General features: G+C 61.9%; 12 protein-coding genes and 1 tRNA gene. 10 read left to right on the top strand and 3 right to left on the bottom strand.

Features of this window, described 5'->3' with window-relative positions; genetic code table 11:
* Positions 1-26 precede the first annotated feature (26 nt).
* On the top strand, positions 27-761 hold the full coding sequence (locus L630_RS0103550) for a proteasome-type protease (protein ID WP_024846910.1): 735 nt from the start codon (positions 27-29) through the stop codon (positions 759-761).
* A 63-nt stretch (positions 762-824) separates the two neighbouring features.
* On the opposite strand, the gene L630_RS0103545 is transcribed toward L630_RS0103550, so the two are convergent.
* Positions 825-1,283 (bottom strand): BA14K family protein, encoded by a 459-nt coding sequence (locus L630_RS0103545; protein ID WP_024846909.1) that lies wholly within the window; start codon positions 1,281-1,283, stop codon positions 825-827.
* A gap of 172 nt (positions 1,284-1,455) precedes the next feature.
* Here L630_RS0103545 and L630_RS0103540 point away from each other — a divergent pair.
* Positions 1,456-1,531, top strand: a tRNA-Lys gene (locus L630_RS0103540).
* A gap of 404 nt (positions 1,532-1,935) precedes the next feature.
* Positions 1,936-2,367: a hypothetical protein gene (locus L630_RS0103530; protein ID WP_024846907.1), complete on the top strand. Its 432-nt coding sequence runs from the start codon at positions 1,936-1,938 to the stop codon at positions 2,365-2,367.
* A 398-nt stretch (positions 2,368-2,765) separates the two neighbouring features.
* Here L630_RS0103530 and L630_RS0103520 read toward each other — a convergent pair whose 3' ends face one another.
* Positions 2,766-3,854, bottom strand: a complete 1,089-nt coding sequence (locus L630_RS0103520; protein WP_024846906.1) for a helix-turn-helix transcriptional regulator — start codon at positions 3,852-3,854, stop codon at positions 2,766-2,768.
* A gap of 149 nt (positions 3,855-4,003) precedes the next feature.
* Here L630_RS0103520 and L630_RS0103515 point away from each other — a divergent pair, with 149 nt between their 5' ends.
* From L630_RS0103515 to L630_RS0103505, 3 genes are all read left to right on the top strand, one after another.
* Complete coding sequence (locus L630_RS0103515; protein WP_024846905.1) at positions 4,004-4,309, top strand: hypothetical protein; 306 nt, start codon at positions 4,004-4,006, stop codon at positions 4,307-4,309.
* Positions 4,310-4,813: 504 nt separating this feature from the next.
* Positions 4,814-6,076 carry a Glu/Leu/Phe/Val dehydrogenase gene (locus tag L630_RS0103510; protein WP_024846904.1) on the top strand — a complete coding sequence of 421 codons (1,263 nt, stop codon included), beginning with the start codon at positions 4,814-4,816 and terminating at the stop codon, positions 6,074-6,076.
* Between the two features lie 144 nt (positions 6,077-6,220).
* Complete coding sequence (locus L630_RS0103505; protein WP_024846903.1) at positions 6,221-6,970, top strand: cytochrome c biogenesis CcdA family protein; 750 nt, start codon at positions 6,221-6,223, stop codon at positions 6,968-6,970.
* A gap of 3 nt (positions 6,971-6,973) precedes the next feature.
* Here L630_RS0103505 and phaC read toward each other — a convergent pair whose 3' ends face one another.
* Positions 6,974-8,800 (bottom strand): class I poly(R)-hydroxyalkanoic acid synthase, encoded by a 1,827-nt coding sequence (gene phaC / locus L630_RS0103500; RefSeq protein WP_024846902.1) that lies wholly within the window; start codon positions 8,798-8,800, stop codon positions 6,974-6,976.
* A gap of 113 nt (positions 8,801-8,913) precedes the next feature.
* Here phaC and L630_RS0103495 point away from each other — a divergent pair, with 113 nt between their 5' ends.
* From L630_RS0103495 to glpX, 4 genes are all read left to right on the top strand, one after another.
* On the top strand, positions 8,914-9,267 hold the full coding sequence (locus L630_RS0103495) for a hypothetical protein (RefSeq protein ID WP_144708673.1): 354 nt from the start codon (positions 8,914-8,916) through the stop codon (positions 9,265-9,267).
* Positions 9,268-9,341: 74 nt separating this feature from the next.
* The gene (locus L630_RS0103490; protein ID WP_024846900.1) at positions 9,342-10,559 is read left to right on the top strand and encodes an LL-diaminopimelate aminotransferase; all 1,218 of its coding nucleotides are present in this window, start codon (positions 9,342-9,344) and stop codon (positions 10,557-10,559) included.
* Positions 10,560-10,598: 39 nt separating this feature from the next.
* Complete coding sequence (locus tag L630_RS0103485; RefSeq protein ID WP_024846899.1) at positions 10,599-11,912, top strand: homoserine dehydrogenase; 1,314 nt, start codon at positions 10,599-10,601, stop codon at positions 11,910-11,912.
* Positions 11,913-12,043: 131 nt separating this feature from the next.
* Positions 12,044-13,024, top strand: coding sequence for a class II fructose-bisphosphatase (gene glpX, locus L630_RS0103480; protein WP_024846898.1), 981 nt, complete (start codon positions 12,044-12,046; stop codon positions 13,022-13,024).
* Positions 13,025-13,033 lie beyond the last annotated feature (9 nt).

Here is a 13,033-nt window from a genome sequence, read left to right as displayed (position 1 = left end):
GTGATCGGTACCAGGGCAGCACTGAGATGACCTACTGCGTCGGCTTGAAGTTCAATCGCGGCATCGCCTTCATGTCGGACACGCGCACCAATGCCGGCGTGGATTCGATCTCGGTCTTCCGCAAGATGTACACGTGGGAAGTGCCCGGGGAGCGCATCTTCGTGCTGCTGTCGGCCGGCAATCTGGCAACCACGCAGTCGGTTGTGAGCCTGCTGGACGAGCGGTCAAAGGCTGTGGCGGAGCGTTCTCCATCGCTCCTGAAGACGCCATCAATGTTCCAGGCCGCCCGCATGATCGGCGATACAGTGAAAGAGGTGATCGCCACCTCCGCTTCGGGCGGCCAAAACGCCGACGCCTTCAGTGCCTCCTTCATTTTCGGCGGCCAGATCAAGGGCGGCGAGCCGCGCCTGTTCCTGATCTATCCCGAGGGCAATTTCATCGAGAGCGGCGACGACACTCCGTTCTTCCAGATTGGAGAGACCAAGTACGGCAAGCCGATCCTGATCCGTGCCTACGATCCTGAGATGAGCTTTTCTCAGGCAGCAAAGCTGCTGGCGATCTCGTTCGATTCGACCATCCGCGCGAATCTTTCGGTCGGCATGCCGCTCGACCTGCTGTTCTATGAGCGCGATTCTTTCGAGATCACCTACAAGTCCCGGCTCGAACAGGACGATCCGTATTACCGCGAGGTGTCGGAAGGCTGGTCCGACGCGTTGCGCGCGGCTTTCAACCAGCTGCCGGATTTTCCCTTCAACCCCTGAAATCCGGTCAAAGAAAAAGGAGGAAGCGGATGCTCCCTCCCTCGCTTGCCTTGATTTGGGCGATCAGCCGTAGGGCGACGTGCACTGACGGCGCGGGCCGTTGTACGGCTGGAAGGTGTTGTCGGCCGGGCGGTAGGACCGGTAGCGGTTCAGACACCATTCGACGTGCGCATTGTTACCGCGATAGACGCGCGTCGGCGGTGCGACGTAGCGCGGCTGCCGGTTGGCGATCGCGCCGCTGACGATGGCGCCGGCTATGAAAGCTGCTGCCGGGAACCAGAATTCGCCATGGCGGCGGTAGCCCGGGCGGTATTCGCGGGAGCCGCGATGACCGCGCCAATAGACGTCACGACCGCGACGCTCAAACCGGTCGTTATGCCGGTGGTCACGGTACTGAATTTGCGTTACATTCGATGTCTGATCGACAACAGGCGAGCCAAGTGGCATCGCCACGGCCGGGGCCGCCATAGGCACGGATACTGCCATCGCGGCCGCACACAGGGTAGACACTATCTTCAACATGCCATTTCCTCGCTAGCGTTTCGGGGCGGGAACGTTCGCGTCCCTTGATGGCAAAACGGCTCGTCTGTTGAAACGTTCCCCAAAAGAGGATGCACCAACGAGATTGGTGTTGACCAGTGTGCTTCTGCTACCTATGTTCCGGCCCACTTCCGGGCGCCGTTTCGACGCTGTTGATCGCGTAGCTCAGCCGGTAGAGCAACTGACTTTTAATCAGTAGGTCCTGGGTTCGAGCCCCAGCGCGATCACCAAAATCAATGACTTAGCACCCGTCGGCAAAAAAGCCGTTTTACGATCCGACAGCATTTTACATTTTTACCCCCGCTTTCGTTCCGGCGCGCATGGCTTCAATGTCGCCTGCACCGGCAAGGTAGGGCTTTCTGGTTGTGGCCTCGCACACACTCTCTGAGTGCTCCAAGATTTCGGCGATTCGCTCATGTCGACGCCCGCGGTAAGCGTAGGTGATGGCCGGCCCACGCAACTCGTGCCTCGCGGTCACGCGCCACCTCACCTGATGGTGGTAAGACTACGGGGCAGACAGAGGGGAAGTTTCTGCTACCATGGGTGGTCTTGCGGACCTGTTCCGCAATCGCCCCGCAATTTCGAGCGACAGATCAAAGTCATCTGGAAGAAGTCGAAAGAAGGAGGACCCCCCATGATTAAAGTTCGTGCGATCATCGCCGCGGCTACACTGGCAGCGTCCATTGCAGTACCCCTGCAGGCGTTCGCGCAGCAGGGACTACTGACGCGAGCCGAGAGACTTGAGCCTTCGCTCAAACTTTCGGCGAGCGCTCCTCTTGCGGAGAAGCCGTATGAACTGGAATCGGGCAAGCACTACCGCCTGACGATCGAGGCGGACGGAACGGCGGAACTTGCGATCTCCGGCGCCGAATTCTTCCGCAATGTTTGGATCAACGAGGTCGTCATCAACGACATCGAAGTGCGCCCCCTAGGCCTCGACTCACTGGAATTTGACGCAGCCGGCGAAGCAGAAATCACCTTCGTCACCATCCGGCCGGGAACCTTCACAGTACGCATTCCAGGCTCGAGCGGCGAAGGCCAGGCCGCGACTTTCGTGGTCAAATAGGAGTTGGTGTGGCCGAAAATGCGCTGCGCCTCGGCCGGTATTTCTCCCGAGAGGGTTAGGTAGTACTCAACTGGTCCCGTGACATTCGGTTGCGGGGCCCGCGATTCTCGCCCTCTCAGGGAGCACCGTTCTGCCTGCTGCAGAGGCTTGATCGCCACTACACCTTCATGAACCATCTATGCTGGGCCTGGGCGATTGCCCTCGGCTATGCGGCGAGCATCCTGCCCCCCCTTGTGGATCAATGCGGAGTTCATGTGAGCGCAGGGCAGGGGGCGAGGTCCGTGCCGCGAAGTTCTATGCCGCTCAGCGTGCTAAGATGCGATGACTGCGTCTGTAACAACGTGTCCATCATTCCTTCCTCGGCCTTCATTGCGTGGTTCTGCGGCTGACCGGAACGTCTAGCGCTCAATCGTGCGGATGCTGGCAATGGCGGCGACGAAATCGGCCTGGCGGCTCATGCCCGACTTGGCCAGGATTGCCTTGACGTGCGACCGGACAGTCTCGCGACTGATCGTGAGTTGCGCCGCGACGGCGTCGATCGTGCTGCCGGCAACAAGCTGGCGCGCGACCTTGGCTTCGCCGGGGGTAAGGTCAAACAGGCCCTGGATCGTCTCGGTCGCCGGTATGCGCTGACGCTCAATTGGCGTAACAATCAGAAACGCGGCGACGTTGCTGAATATGTCGCGTGCAGTGCCCTCGATCGGCACGAAGTGGACGATCGCGGCCGGGTTATCTTCATACATCGGCAGCGGGAACGACTTGCTCGCCTGGCTGCCGAGCACGCGAAGCTGCTCGAGCGTCTCGGCAAGAAGCGTGTTCGCCTTTGCATGCCGGAAGCGGATGCGCCCGTGCGCGGCGGTCGTCACTTGCGGCGCCATGCGCTCGAGCAGCGGGTTGACGGCAAGCACCCGCCCGTCGCTGCGCAGGACCGCCGAGGGCAGGCCGCTGATCTGCAGCGCCTCGATCGCCGCGTTGACCCGTTCGAAGGCGAGCCGGCTCGACATCATTGCCGCCCGGGCGAGATGTGGCCTCAGCTGGTTGAGATAGGAAATCGCGTCCGGCGTTACGGGTCCTCTCGCCTTCTTCTTCTCGACAGCAAAGATGATCTGGTCTTCGCTTGGCGTGCAGATGCGGGTCGAAGTGCCAAAGCCGTAGCCTAACGGCTTCATTACCTCGATGAAGATCGGCATCGTCTCATAGTCTTCTTCCGAAAAATATTCCGACTCGTCGATGAAGCCGTCATGTTCAATCGTCATCAGGCGCGCGGCGCGGGTGTTGCGGGCAATCCCGCCCTCGCCGATCATCTTTTGCGCAAGATCCTCCAGTGAAGTGGACGCGAGTGCCCGCGTCGCAGTCGCGGTTGCGTTGAACAGCGCGGTACCGTGCGCATCCGCGCCCCGCGCCATCACATCCAGAACTTCAAGCCAGCGCTCCGGTACGAACGCCGCCTCATAGATCAGGTCCAGGACCTTGATCGTGTCGGCCATGTTGCCCCCACTGATACTTCCCCGGCGGCAGGATGGCACAGGTACTCAAGAGTCGGCCGGATTTCTCCCCAAATCGGGGGATGTATGCGCACAGAATTCAGTCAGTATCGGGAAGAGTTTGCTGCGTAACCTGGCGGAGGATTGTCCTGATGAAACAGATTTTTGTCGCCGCAACTGCGGGGTTCTTACTGGCCGCGGCGTCGGGCTCTGCTTCCGCTGTGACGTTGCCGGACGGCGTCTGCGCCGGGGCGGGGATGCAGGTCACGGTGAAGGGTGGCAAGATCGTCGCCTACAGCTATCAGGGCACGCCCTATCCCGTACGGTCGATTAGTGCCTCGGCCTACGAGATCGGCACCGCCGGGGCCTTGCGGGTGAAGAACCCCAAGCCAAAGAGTTTTCAGGGAACGTTCGCCATGCATGGTCGCGAAACACCTGCGACCTTCAAGTGCAACTAGCACCGCAAGGCGAACAGCGGCACGCAAGGGTCCGGCTCATGTGGGCGCGGACGGGATGAGCCGGCTTTTGCGTGCCGATTTTCTTTTCGTCGAGGGGCTGCACAGGGATGCGGCCCGCTTCCTTTGCGCGCGGCAGGATAGCTGCGGTTCTTAGCTACACGGTAGCCAACTGCTGAGTCGCGGGGCTGCGCCGTTCAGGCGTTCTTCCGCGATCTCCTTGCGCTTTTTCATACGGCAGTCGACCCCGTAGGGCGGCGTCAAAGCGTTCCCCTATGCCAAGAACGTTCCTGCCTTCAAAATAATCACCGTGATGAGGATGCAGGCGCGGCCTTCGCAAGAATTTCCCGCATCGGAAGGCGCGTGCGTCATAATTGCGCGGCGCGAATAAAAAATGAGCAAAAATTACAAAAATTAGGTCAGCATCGCTGACAGAGCTTGCGTGCGACATGCCCATCGCGTAAGCAGCAGCTACCAATTTTTGTGCACTGGCCCATAGGAAGAATGATGTCGGAAGAAAGCCTTCTCGATCACGCCCTCGTTCGTCTCGACGCAGCGGCGGCCCACCTGACCTTGGATCCGGATGTCATCGAGAAGCTGAAATATGCTCGCGAAACCACCCAGGTTCGCTTGATGATCCGCATGGATGATGGCTCGCGCAAGTCGTTCCTCGCATGGCGCTGCCGCTATGATGACACCCGCGGCCCGACCAAAGGCGGCATCCGCTACCACCCGGATTCCAACGCCGACGAAGTCCAGACGCTCGCCTTCTGGATGACCTTCAAGTGCGCCGTGATGAACCTGCCGTATGGTGGCGGAAAGGGGGCGGTGCAGGTTGACCCGCGCAAGCTGTCGAAGGCTGAGCTCGAGCGCCTGTCGCGCGCCTACATCCAGGCTTTCGCGCGCACCATCGGTCCGGATCGTGATATTCCGGCTCCGGACGTCTACACCAACTCTATGGTGATGGGCTGGATGGCAGACGAGTATGCGCAGATCGTTGGCCGTTCCGAGCCGGCGGTCATCACCGGCAAGCCAATCGCCCTCGGTGGTTCGCTCGGCCGTGGCGACGCGACCGCACGCGGGGGCTATTACCTCGTCCGTCACCTTGCTGGCGACCTCGGCCTGCAGCAGCTGCGTATCGCGGTGCAGGGCTTCGGCAATGCTGGCCAGCACATCGCCCGCCTGTTCGCAGCTGACGGCCACAAGATCGTCGCTGTTTCGGACTCCCAGGGCGCGGTCAAGTGCGAGGGCGGCCTGAACATCGAGGCATTGCTCGCCGCGAAGGACAATGGCGGCTCGGTCGTCTCGACCGTTGGCCAGCATGGACACGAGCTGATGAGCGCGGATGAGCTGGTCGGCGCAGACTGCGATATCCTCGTCCCATCGGCTCTCGAGAACATGATCCACAAGGACAACGTCGAGTCCGTCAAGGCGAAGGTGATCCTCGAGCTGGCCAACGGCCCGGTCACCACCGATGCCGACGAGATCCTCGAGAAGAAGGGCGTCGTCGTCCTTCCCGACATTCTTGCCAACGCGGGCGGCGTGACCGTCTCGTACTTCGAGTGGGTCCAGAACAAGCAGGGCTACTACTGGACCGTGGAAGAGATCCACGACCGCCTGCGCACCATCATGGAACGCGAGGGCCGCGCGATCTGGAACCTTGCGCGCGAGAAGCGGATCACCGTCCGCACCGCGGCCTACGTCCACGCGCTTTCCCGCATCGCTGAGGCGATCGAAGCGCACGGCACTCAGAACTACTTCGCAAACTGATCATTCGTCATTTTGCCCCAACTCCCGCCGGTCTCCCGGCGGGAATTTTTTTCTGTTTAGCGACCCTTTGCCACGTCTTGGTGATTGGTGCGCGCGCGACCGAGCGGCTATATCGGTTGCCCGATCAGACGGGTGAGCTTGGATATGGCCATTGATGTCGGATATGTGAGCGCAGTCGGGGCAGGGGCTCTCTCTTTCCTCTCTCCCTGCGTCCTGCCGCTGGTTCCGCCCTACCTCTGCTACATGGCGGGTGTTTCCATCGACGATTTTCGTGCGGGTGACGGGAAGGCCACCGCGACCACCCCTGCGCGCAAGGCACTCGTAGGCGCCTCCGTGGCGTTCGTTCTTGGCTTCTCGACCGTCTTCGTCGCGCTCGGCGCGGGCGCTTCCTCGATCGGCAGCTTCCTGCGCGCCTGGCAGCAGGAGCTGGCGATTGCCGCAGGCCTACTCATCATCGCGATGGGTCTCAATTTCCTCGGTATCATCCGCATTCCGCTGCTATCGCGGGAAATCCGCTTCCAGGGTGGCGGCAAGCCGGCGAGCGCCCTAGGCGCCTATGTGATGGGCCTGGCCTTCGCATTTGGCTGGACGCCCTGCATCGGCCCGGTGCTTGGGCCGATCCTGACGCTTGCGGGCGGTCGCGAAACCGTCAGCGAAGGCGCCTTGCTGCTCTTCGCCTATTCGTTGGGGCTCGGAATTCCTTTCCTTGTCGCCGCGCTGTTCTCCGGCGCGTTCATGCGATTCCTTGGCCGGTTCCGTGTGCATCTCGGCCGGGTCGAAAAGGTGATGGGCGGGCTGCTGGTAGTCGCCGGCGTGCTGTTCCTCACCGGCGGCATCCAGACCGCGTCGTTCTGGCTGCTCGAGACTTTCCCCATCCTCGGAACGCTGGGCTAGAGCTTAGACGCGCACCCGCACATATTCTCCGGGGGCATCGCCAAGCGAAGGCCGGCCGCTTGCGAGCGGCACGCGCGCGGCAACGCGCTCGCTGTCCTGCTGCTCGATCCACGCGTGCCAGTGCGGCCACCAAGAGCCTACTGTTTCCTTGGCATTTGCGACCCATGTTTCGAAATCGTCGAGCGCGCCGCCGTCGCTCCAGTACTGGTACTTGCCTGAAGATGGCGGGTTGACCACGCCGGCGATGTGGCCGGAGCCAGCCAGGACATAGGTAACGTCGCTGCCGAAGAAGCTGCAGCCAAGAAACACCGAGCGGGCAGGGGCGATGTGGTCCTCGCGCGTGGCGAGGTTGTAGACCGGGACGGTGACGTCCTTGAGCGAGATGGTGCGGTTGGCCAGCACCATCCGGCCCTGCGACAGGTTGTTGTCTAGATAGCAGTTGCGCAGGTAGTAGGAGTGGTTGGCCGCGCTCATGCGGGTCGAATCCGAGTTCCAGTAGAGCAGGTCGAACGGAACCGGCGCCGTGCCGCGCATGTAGTTGTTGACGACGTAGGGCCAGATGAGGTCGCCGGCCCGCAGCATGTTGAAGGCCATCGCCATGCGTGTGCCCTCAAGATAGCCCTTGCCGGACATGGCGCGCTCGAGGGCCGCCACCTGGTCCTCGTCGACGAATACCTTCAGGTCGCCCGCATGGGTGAAGTCGACCTGCGTCGTGAAGAACGTGGCCGACTTGATGCGGTCTTCGCCTTCCTGTGCGAAGAGGGCGAGTGCTGCGGCAAGCAGCGTTCCGCCAACGCAATAACCGATTGCGTTGACTTCTCGCTCGCCGGTCTCTTCCTCGATCGTGTCGAGTGCGAACTGCAGACCCTCGCGGATATAGGCTTCCCAGTCCTTGTTGCCATGTCGCTCGTCCGGGTTCACCCAGGAGATGACGAACACCGAATGACCCTGCTCGACCGCCCAGCGGATGAAGGATTTCTGCGGGTTGAGATCGAGAATGTAGAACTTGTTGATCCAGGGCGGGCAAATGAGCAGCGGCCGCTTCAGCACGGTGTCGGTTGTCGGTTCGTACTGGATGATCTCCGCGAGTTCGCTGCGCGCCACCACCTTTCCGGGCGTCAATGCAAGGTGCTTGCCGATCTGAAAGTGGTCCGGTTCGGCCTGCCGCAGCTTGAGCTCGCCGTGCCCGGCGTTGATATCCTGGGCCAGCATCTCCATGCCGCGGACGAGGTTCTCGCCATTCGTCGCCATCGTTTCGCGGAACAGCTCGGGATTGGTGAGCAGGAAATTCGACGGCGAGATCGCATGGCTGATCTGGTTGACGTAGAACTGCGCCTTGTGGCGCGTGCGCTCATCGAGATCCTCTGCGTGTTCGACCAGTTCGGTCGCCCAGCGCGTGGTAACGAGATAGACCTGCTTCAGGAAGTCGAAGAACGCGTTCTCCGCCCATTCGGGGTCCTGGAAGCGCTTGTCTCCCTTCTCCGGTTCGACGACCGCCTGCAGTTCGGGATGAGACATGCGCTGGATGGAGTTCGACCACACGTCGAGATAGGATGCGAACAGGCGTGTCTGTGCCTCGAGGGCACGCGAAGGGTCCTTCAGCCAGTATTCTGTGAGCCGGGAGAACGTCTTGACCATGTCGGTGACTGGTTCGGCAGCCGCGTCATGTATTTCACCGGTTTCGCGCGCAGCCGCCCACGCCGCCGCCGCCTTGCCGGCCTGCTCGACCGCGCGTGCGATGTTCAGCGCAAAGCGCTCCGGATCCTTGACCAGATATTTTTCGACATTTGGGGGCAGGGGATGGTCACCGCGATCCTCGCGTATGGTCATGCTAAATCGCGTCCTCCGTTGCTTCCTTTTCAGAAAGCGTGTGTTGGCATATTACCATGTGACGTGAAGTCCGGTCCAACAGCGATCATCTATTTGTGATAGGCGGTGAAACAATGACAATGCGGCGCATCGCCCTCCTGATGGCAATTCTGTTCCCGGCGCTTCAGGGCTGCGGAACCGCGACAATCGAAGACGCCGTGCCGGCGGGCGCAGTGCAGACCTCTGCGCAGGAGCCTTCCTCCGTCGCATTTGCTAGCCCGGGCCAGTATCCGAATCTCAACATCGTTCCTACGCCCGCCACCGAGCACCTGACGCCGGAGGAAGTGGCCGCGAAGTCCGAAGAGCTGCGCCAGAGGCGCGATACTCTGTCTGCCGGAGGGGGAGGTGTCGCCGATGAAACGGCAACCTTGCGCCGGCTTGGAAACAGCCATGCAGACGAGGCTTTGAAGGCAATAGAAGGCCGCTGAACTATCGACCACCAGAAGGTTTAGGTGTATAGCGCGCGTCAATTGCCCCAATCCCCTCGCGATCGGATTCTCCAATGGAAGAGTTTCACAAGGTCCGCCGGCTTCCGCCATACGTTTTCGAACAGGTCAACAAGCTGAAGGCCGCGGCGCGAGCGGGTGGTGCAGACATCATTGACCTCGGCATGGGCAACCCTGACCTGCCGACTCCGCAGAACATCGTCGAAAAGCTGGTAGAGGTCGTTCGCGACCCGCGCACCCACCGCTATTCCTCGTCGAAGGGCATCCCGGGCCTGCGCAAGGCGCAGGCGAACTACTATGCCCGCCGGTTCGGCGTGAAGCTTAATCCCGATACCCAGATCGTCGCGACTTTGGGGTCGAAGGAAGGTTTCGCCAACATGGCGCAGGCAATCACCGCGCCGGGCGACGTGATCCTGTGCCCCAATCCGACCTATCCAATTCATGCCTTCGGCTTCCTGATGGCCGGCGGCGTTATCCGCTCGATGCAGTCCGAGCCGGATGACAAGTTCATCCCGGCGCTGGAGCGCGCGATACGCCACTCGACGCCGAAGCCGCTCGCGCTGATCCTCAACTACCCGTCGAATCCGACGGCGCTGGTCGCCTCGCTCGACTTCTACCGCGACGTTGTCGCGTTCGCGAAAAAGAACGAGCTTATCATCCTCTCCGACCTCGCCTACGCCGAGATCTACTTCGACGGCAATCCGCCTCCGTCGGTGCTGCAGGTGCCGGGAGCGATCGACTGTACGGTCGAGTTCACCTCGATGTCGAAGACGTTTTCGATGCCGGGCTGGCGCATGGGCTTTGCGGTTGGCAACGAGCGTCTGATCGCCGCGCTGACCCGCGTGAAGTCCTACCTCGACTACGGCGCGTTCACGCCGATCCAGGTTGCGGCCACGGCTGCGCTGAACGGCGACGGCTCCGACATTGCTGAAGTGCGCGAAGTCTACCACCGCCGTCGCGAGGTTATGGTCGACTCCTTCTTGCGCGCTGGCTGGGAGATTCCCGCTCCCGCAGCGACCATGTTCGCGTGGGCGCCCATCCCCGAACAGTTCCGCCACCTCGGCTCGCTGGAGTTCTCGAAGCTCCTCGTCGAGAAGGCCGATGTTGCGGTGGCGCCGGGCGTCGGCTTCGGCGAACACGGTGACGATTATGTCCGTCTCGCTCTCGTCGAGAACGAGCACCGCATCCGGCAGGCAGCGCGCAACATCAAGCGCTTCCTGAGCTCCGTGGGCTCGACTCCGGACAATGTCGTTGCGCTGAACGCCCGCAGATAGTTCCTCAATTAAAGACTGACAGAAAAGGATGCCCGCGGCATGAGCGAAGCATTGCGTGTTGGAATTGCCGGTCTGGGCACCGTTGGTGCCTCGGTGGCGCGCGTTCTGGCTGAGAAGGCGGATGAACTAACCCGCCAGTGCGGCCGGGCGATCACCGTCACCGCGGTCTCCGCACGCGACCGCACTCGTGACCGCGGCGTCGACCTTTCCGGCGTCCAATGGTTCGATGATCCCGTCGCGCTTGCACGTGAGGCCGACATCGACGTCTTCGTCGAGCTGATGGGTGGCGAGGACGGTCCGGCAAAGGCGAGTGTCCAGGCAGCCCTCGAGCGCGGCAAGCATGTCGTCACCGCGAACAAGGCCCTGCTGTCGCGCTCTGGCGTCTCACTCGCAGCGATCGCGGAAAAGAACGGCGTGCTGCTCAACTACGAAGCGGCAGTCGCCGGCGGCATTCCGGTCATCAAGACCATGCGCGAGTCGCTCGCCGGCAACTCGGTTTCGCGCGTGTTCGGCATCCTCAACGGCACCTGCAACTACATCCTGACCCGGATGGAAGCGGAAGGTATCTCGTTCGAAGAGTGCCTCGCTGACGCGCAGCGTCTCGGCTACGCCGAGGCCGATCCGACCTTCGACATCGAGGGCAACGATACCGCGCACAAGCTGTCGATCCTGACGAGCCTTGCCTTCGGCACGAAGATCTCGCCGGACGACATCTACCTCGAAGGCATCTCCAACATCACCCAGGCCGACATCAAGGCCGCGGCTGAGCTCGGCTACCGCATCAAGCTCCTGGGCGTTGCCCAGCGCAGTGAAAGCGGCATCGAACAGCGCGTCCACCCGACGATGGTGCCCACGTCGTCGGTTATTGCGCAGGTCCACGGCGTCACCAACGCAGTTGCCATCGAAACGGACATTCTAGGTGAGTTGCTGCTGTCCGGTCCGGGCGCCGGCGGCAACGCGACCGCTTCGGCCGTCATCGGCGACATCGCCGACATTGCCAAGAGCCGTCCCGGCTTCCAGCACGGCCCGGTCTTCGGCCGTCCGGCGAAGGAGCTCGCGCCCTACAAGAAGGCAGCGATGCGCAAGCACGAGGGCGGCTATTTCATCCGCCTGACCGTCCATGACCGGACGGGAGTGTTTGCAGCGATTGCAAAGCGCATGGCCGAAAACGATATCTCGCTGGAGTCGATCGTCCAGCGCGCCGCCGACCCGCAGATCGGCGACCACAAGACCGTCATTCTCGTCACCCATTCGACCAGCGAGGCGTCCATCCGCAAGGCCGTCGAGGCCATCACCAAGGATGGTCATCTGGTCGACAAGCCGCAGGTCATCCGGATTGAACGTCCGGCCTGAAAAAAGCCGGATCAATTCAATCGATTGATGTCGGGACGGACCGTGAATCGCTCTTGCTAGGGGTGGGTCTCTTTGACAAAAGAGGCCAACCCTATCCGGCAAATGCCTGATCTCACAGAAGGTTCGTCATGATGGCCAAGCCTGCCACATCCGGTCTCGACCGCATTCTCACCCTTGAACTGGTTCGTGTCACGGAGCGCGCAGCGGTTGCCGCCGCACGTCTTCGCGGCAGGGGCGACGAGAAGGCCGCCGACCAGGTGGCAGTCGACGCCATGCGCGCCGAACTGAACCGCCTGCCGATCAAAGGCACCGTCGTCATCGGCGAAGGTGAGCGCGACGAGGCTCCGATGCTCTACATCGGCGAGGAAGTGGGCACGGGCGAGGGCCCGGGAGTCGACATCGCGCTCGATCCGCTGGAAGGCACCACGATCTGCGCCAAGAACCTGCCGAACTCGCTGGCCGTCATCGCGATTGCCGAGAAGGGCAGCCTGCTCTACGCGCCGGACGTCTACATGGACAAGATCGCGGTCGGTCCGGGCTACCCGGCCGGTATCGTCAATCTTGACGCCTCGCCGCAGGAGAACATTGAAAACCTCGCCAAGGCGAAGGGCGTTCCGGTTCAGGAGATCACGGCCTGCATTCTCGACCGTCCTCGCCATGCCCGGCTGATCGAGGCTGTCCGTGCGACGGGCGCCGCAATCCGCCTGATCGGCGACGGCGACGTGGCTGGCGTGATTCACACGACCAATCCGGACGAGACTGGCATCGACATCTACATGGGCACCGGCGGCGCTCCTGAGGGTGTCCTGGCCGCCGCAGCACTTCGCTGCATCGGTGGCCAGATGCAGGGTCGCCTGCAGCTCAACACCGAGGAGAAGATCGAGCGCGCCGCCAAGATGGGAATCTCCGATCCCAACAAGGTGTACTCGATGGAAGAGATGGCTCGCGGCGACGTGCTCTTCGCTGCAACCGGCGTGACCGACGGCAATCTCCTGTCCGGCGTCAAGTTCGGCCGCGACTCGATCCAGACGCATACGATCGTCATGCGATCGTCCTCGCGCACCGTTCGCGAGATCAAGGCGCACCATCAGGATATGGAAAAGTTCGGCTGAGCTTTGGCA

The sequence above is a fragment of the Aminobacter sp. J41 genome, assembly GCF_000526635.1.
Taxonomy (GTDB): domain Bacteria; phylum Pseudomonadota; class Alphaproteobacteria; order Rhizobiales; family Rhizobiaceae; genus Aerobium.
This window is presented reverse-complemented; position numbering and strand designations above follow the sequence as displayed.

Bases quoted from the DNA above. Each gene is read 5' to 3' on its own strand.
- L630_RS0103550 (WP_024846910.1), top strand. From the start codon at position 27: ATGACCTACTGCGTCGGCTTGAAGTTCAATCGCGGCATCGCCTTCATG.
- L630_RS0103545 (WP_024846909.1), bottom strand. From the start codon at position 1,283: ATGTTGAAGATAGTGTCTACCCTGTGTGCGGCCGCGATGGCAGTATCC.
- L630_RS0103530 (WP_024846907.1), top strand. From the start codon at position 1,936: ATGATTAAAGTTCGTGCGATCATCGCCGCGGCTACACTGGCAGCGTCC.
- L630_RS0103520 (WP_024846906.1), bottom strand. From the start codon at position 3,854: ATGGCCGACACGATCAAGGTCCTGGACCTGATCTATGAGGCGGCGTTC.
- L630_RS0103515 (WP_024846905.1), top strand. From the start codon at position 4,004: ATGAAACAGATTTTTGTCGCCGCAACTGCGGGGTTCTTACTGGCCGCG.
- L630_RS0103510 (WP_024846904.1), top strand. From the start codon at position 4,814: ATGTCGGAAGAAAGCCTTCTCGATCACGCCCTCGTTCGTCTCGACGCA.
- L630_RS0103505 (WP_024846903.1), top strand. From the start codon at position 6,221: ATGGCCATTGATGTCGGATATGTGAGCGCAGTCGGGGCAGGGGCTCTC.
- phaC (WP_024846902.1), bottom strand. From the start codon at position 8,800: ATGACCATACGCGAGGATCGCGGTGACCATCCCCTGCCCCCAAATGTC.
- L630_RS0103495 (WP_144708673.1), top strand. From the start codon at position 8,914: ATGACAATGCGGCGCATCGCCCTCCTGATGGCAATTCTGTTCCCGGCG.
- L630_RS0103490 (WP_024846900.1), top strand. From the start codon at position 9,342: ATGGAAGAGTTTCACAAGGTCCGCCGGCTTCCGCCATACGTTTTCGAA.
- L630_RS0103485 (WP_024846899.1), top strand. From the start codon at position 10,599: ATGAGCGAAGCATTGCGTGTTGGAATTGCCGGTCTGGGCACCGTTGGT.
- glpX (WP_024846898.1), top strand. From the start codon at position 12,044: ATGGCCAAGCCTGCCACATCCGGTCTCGACCGCATTCTCACCCTTGAA.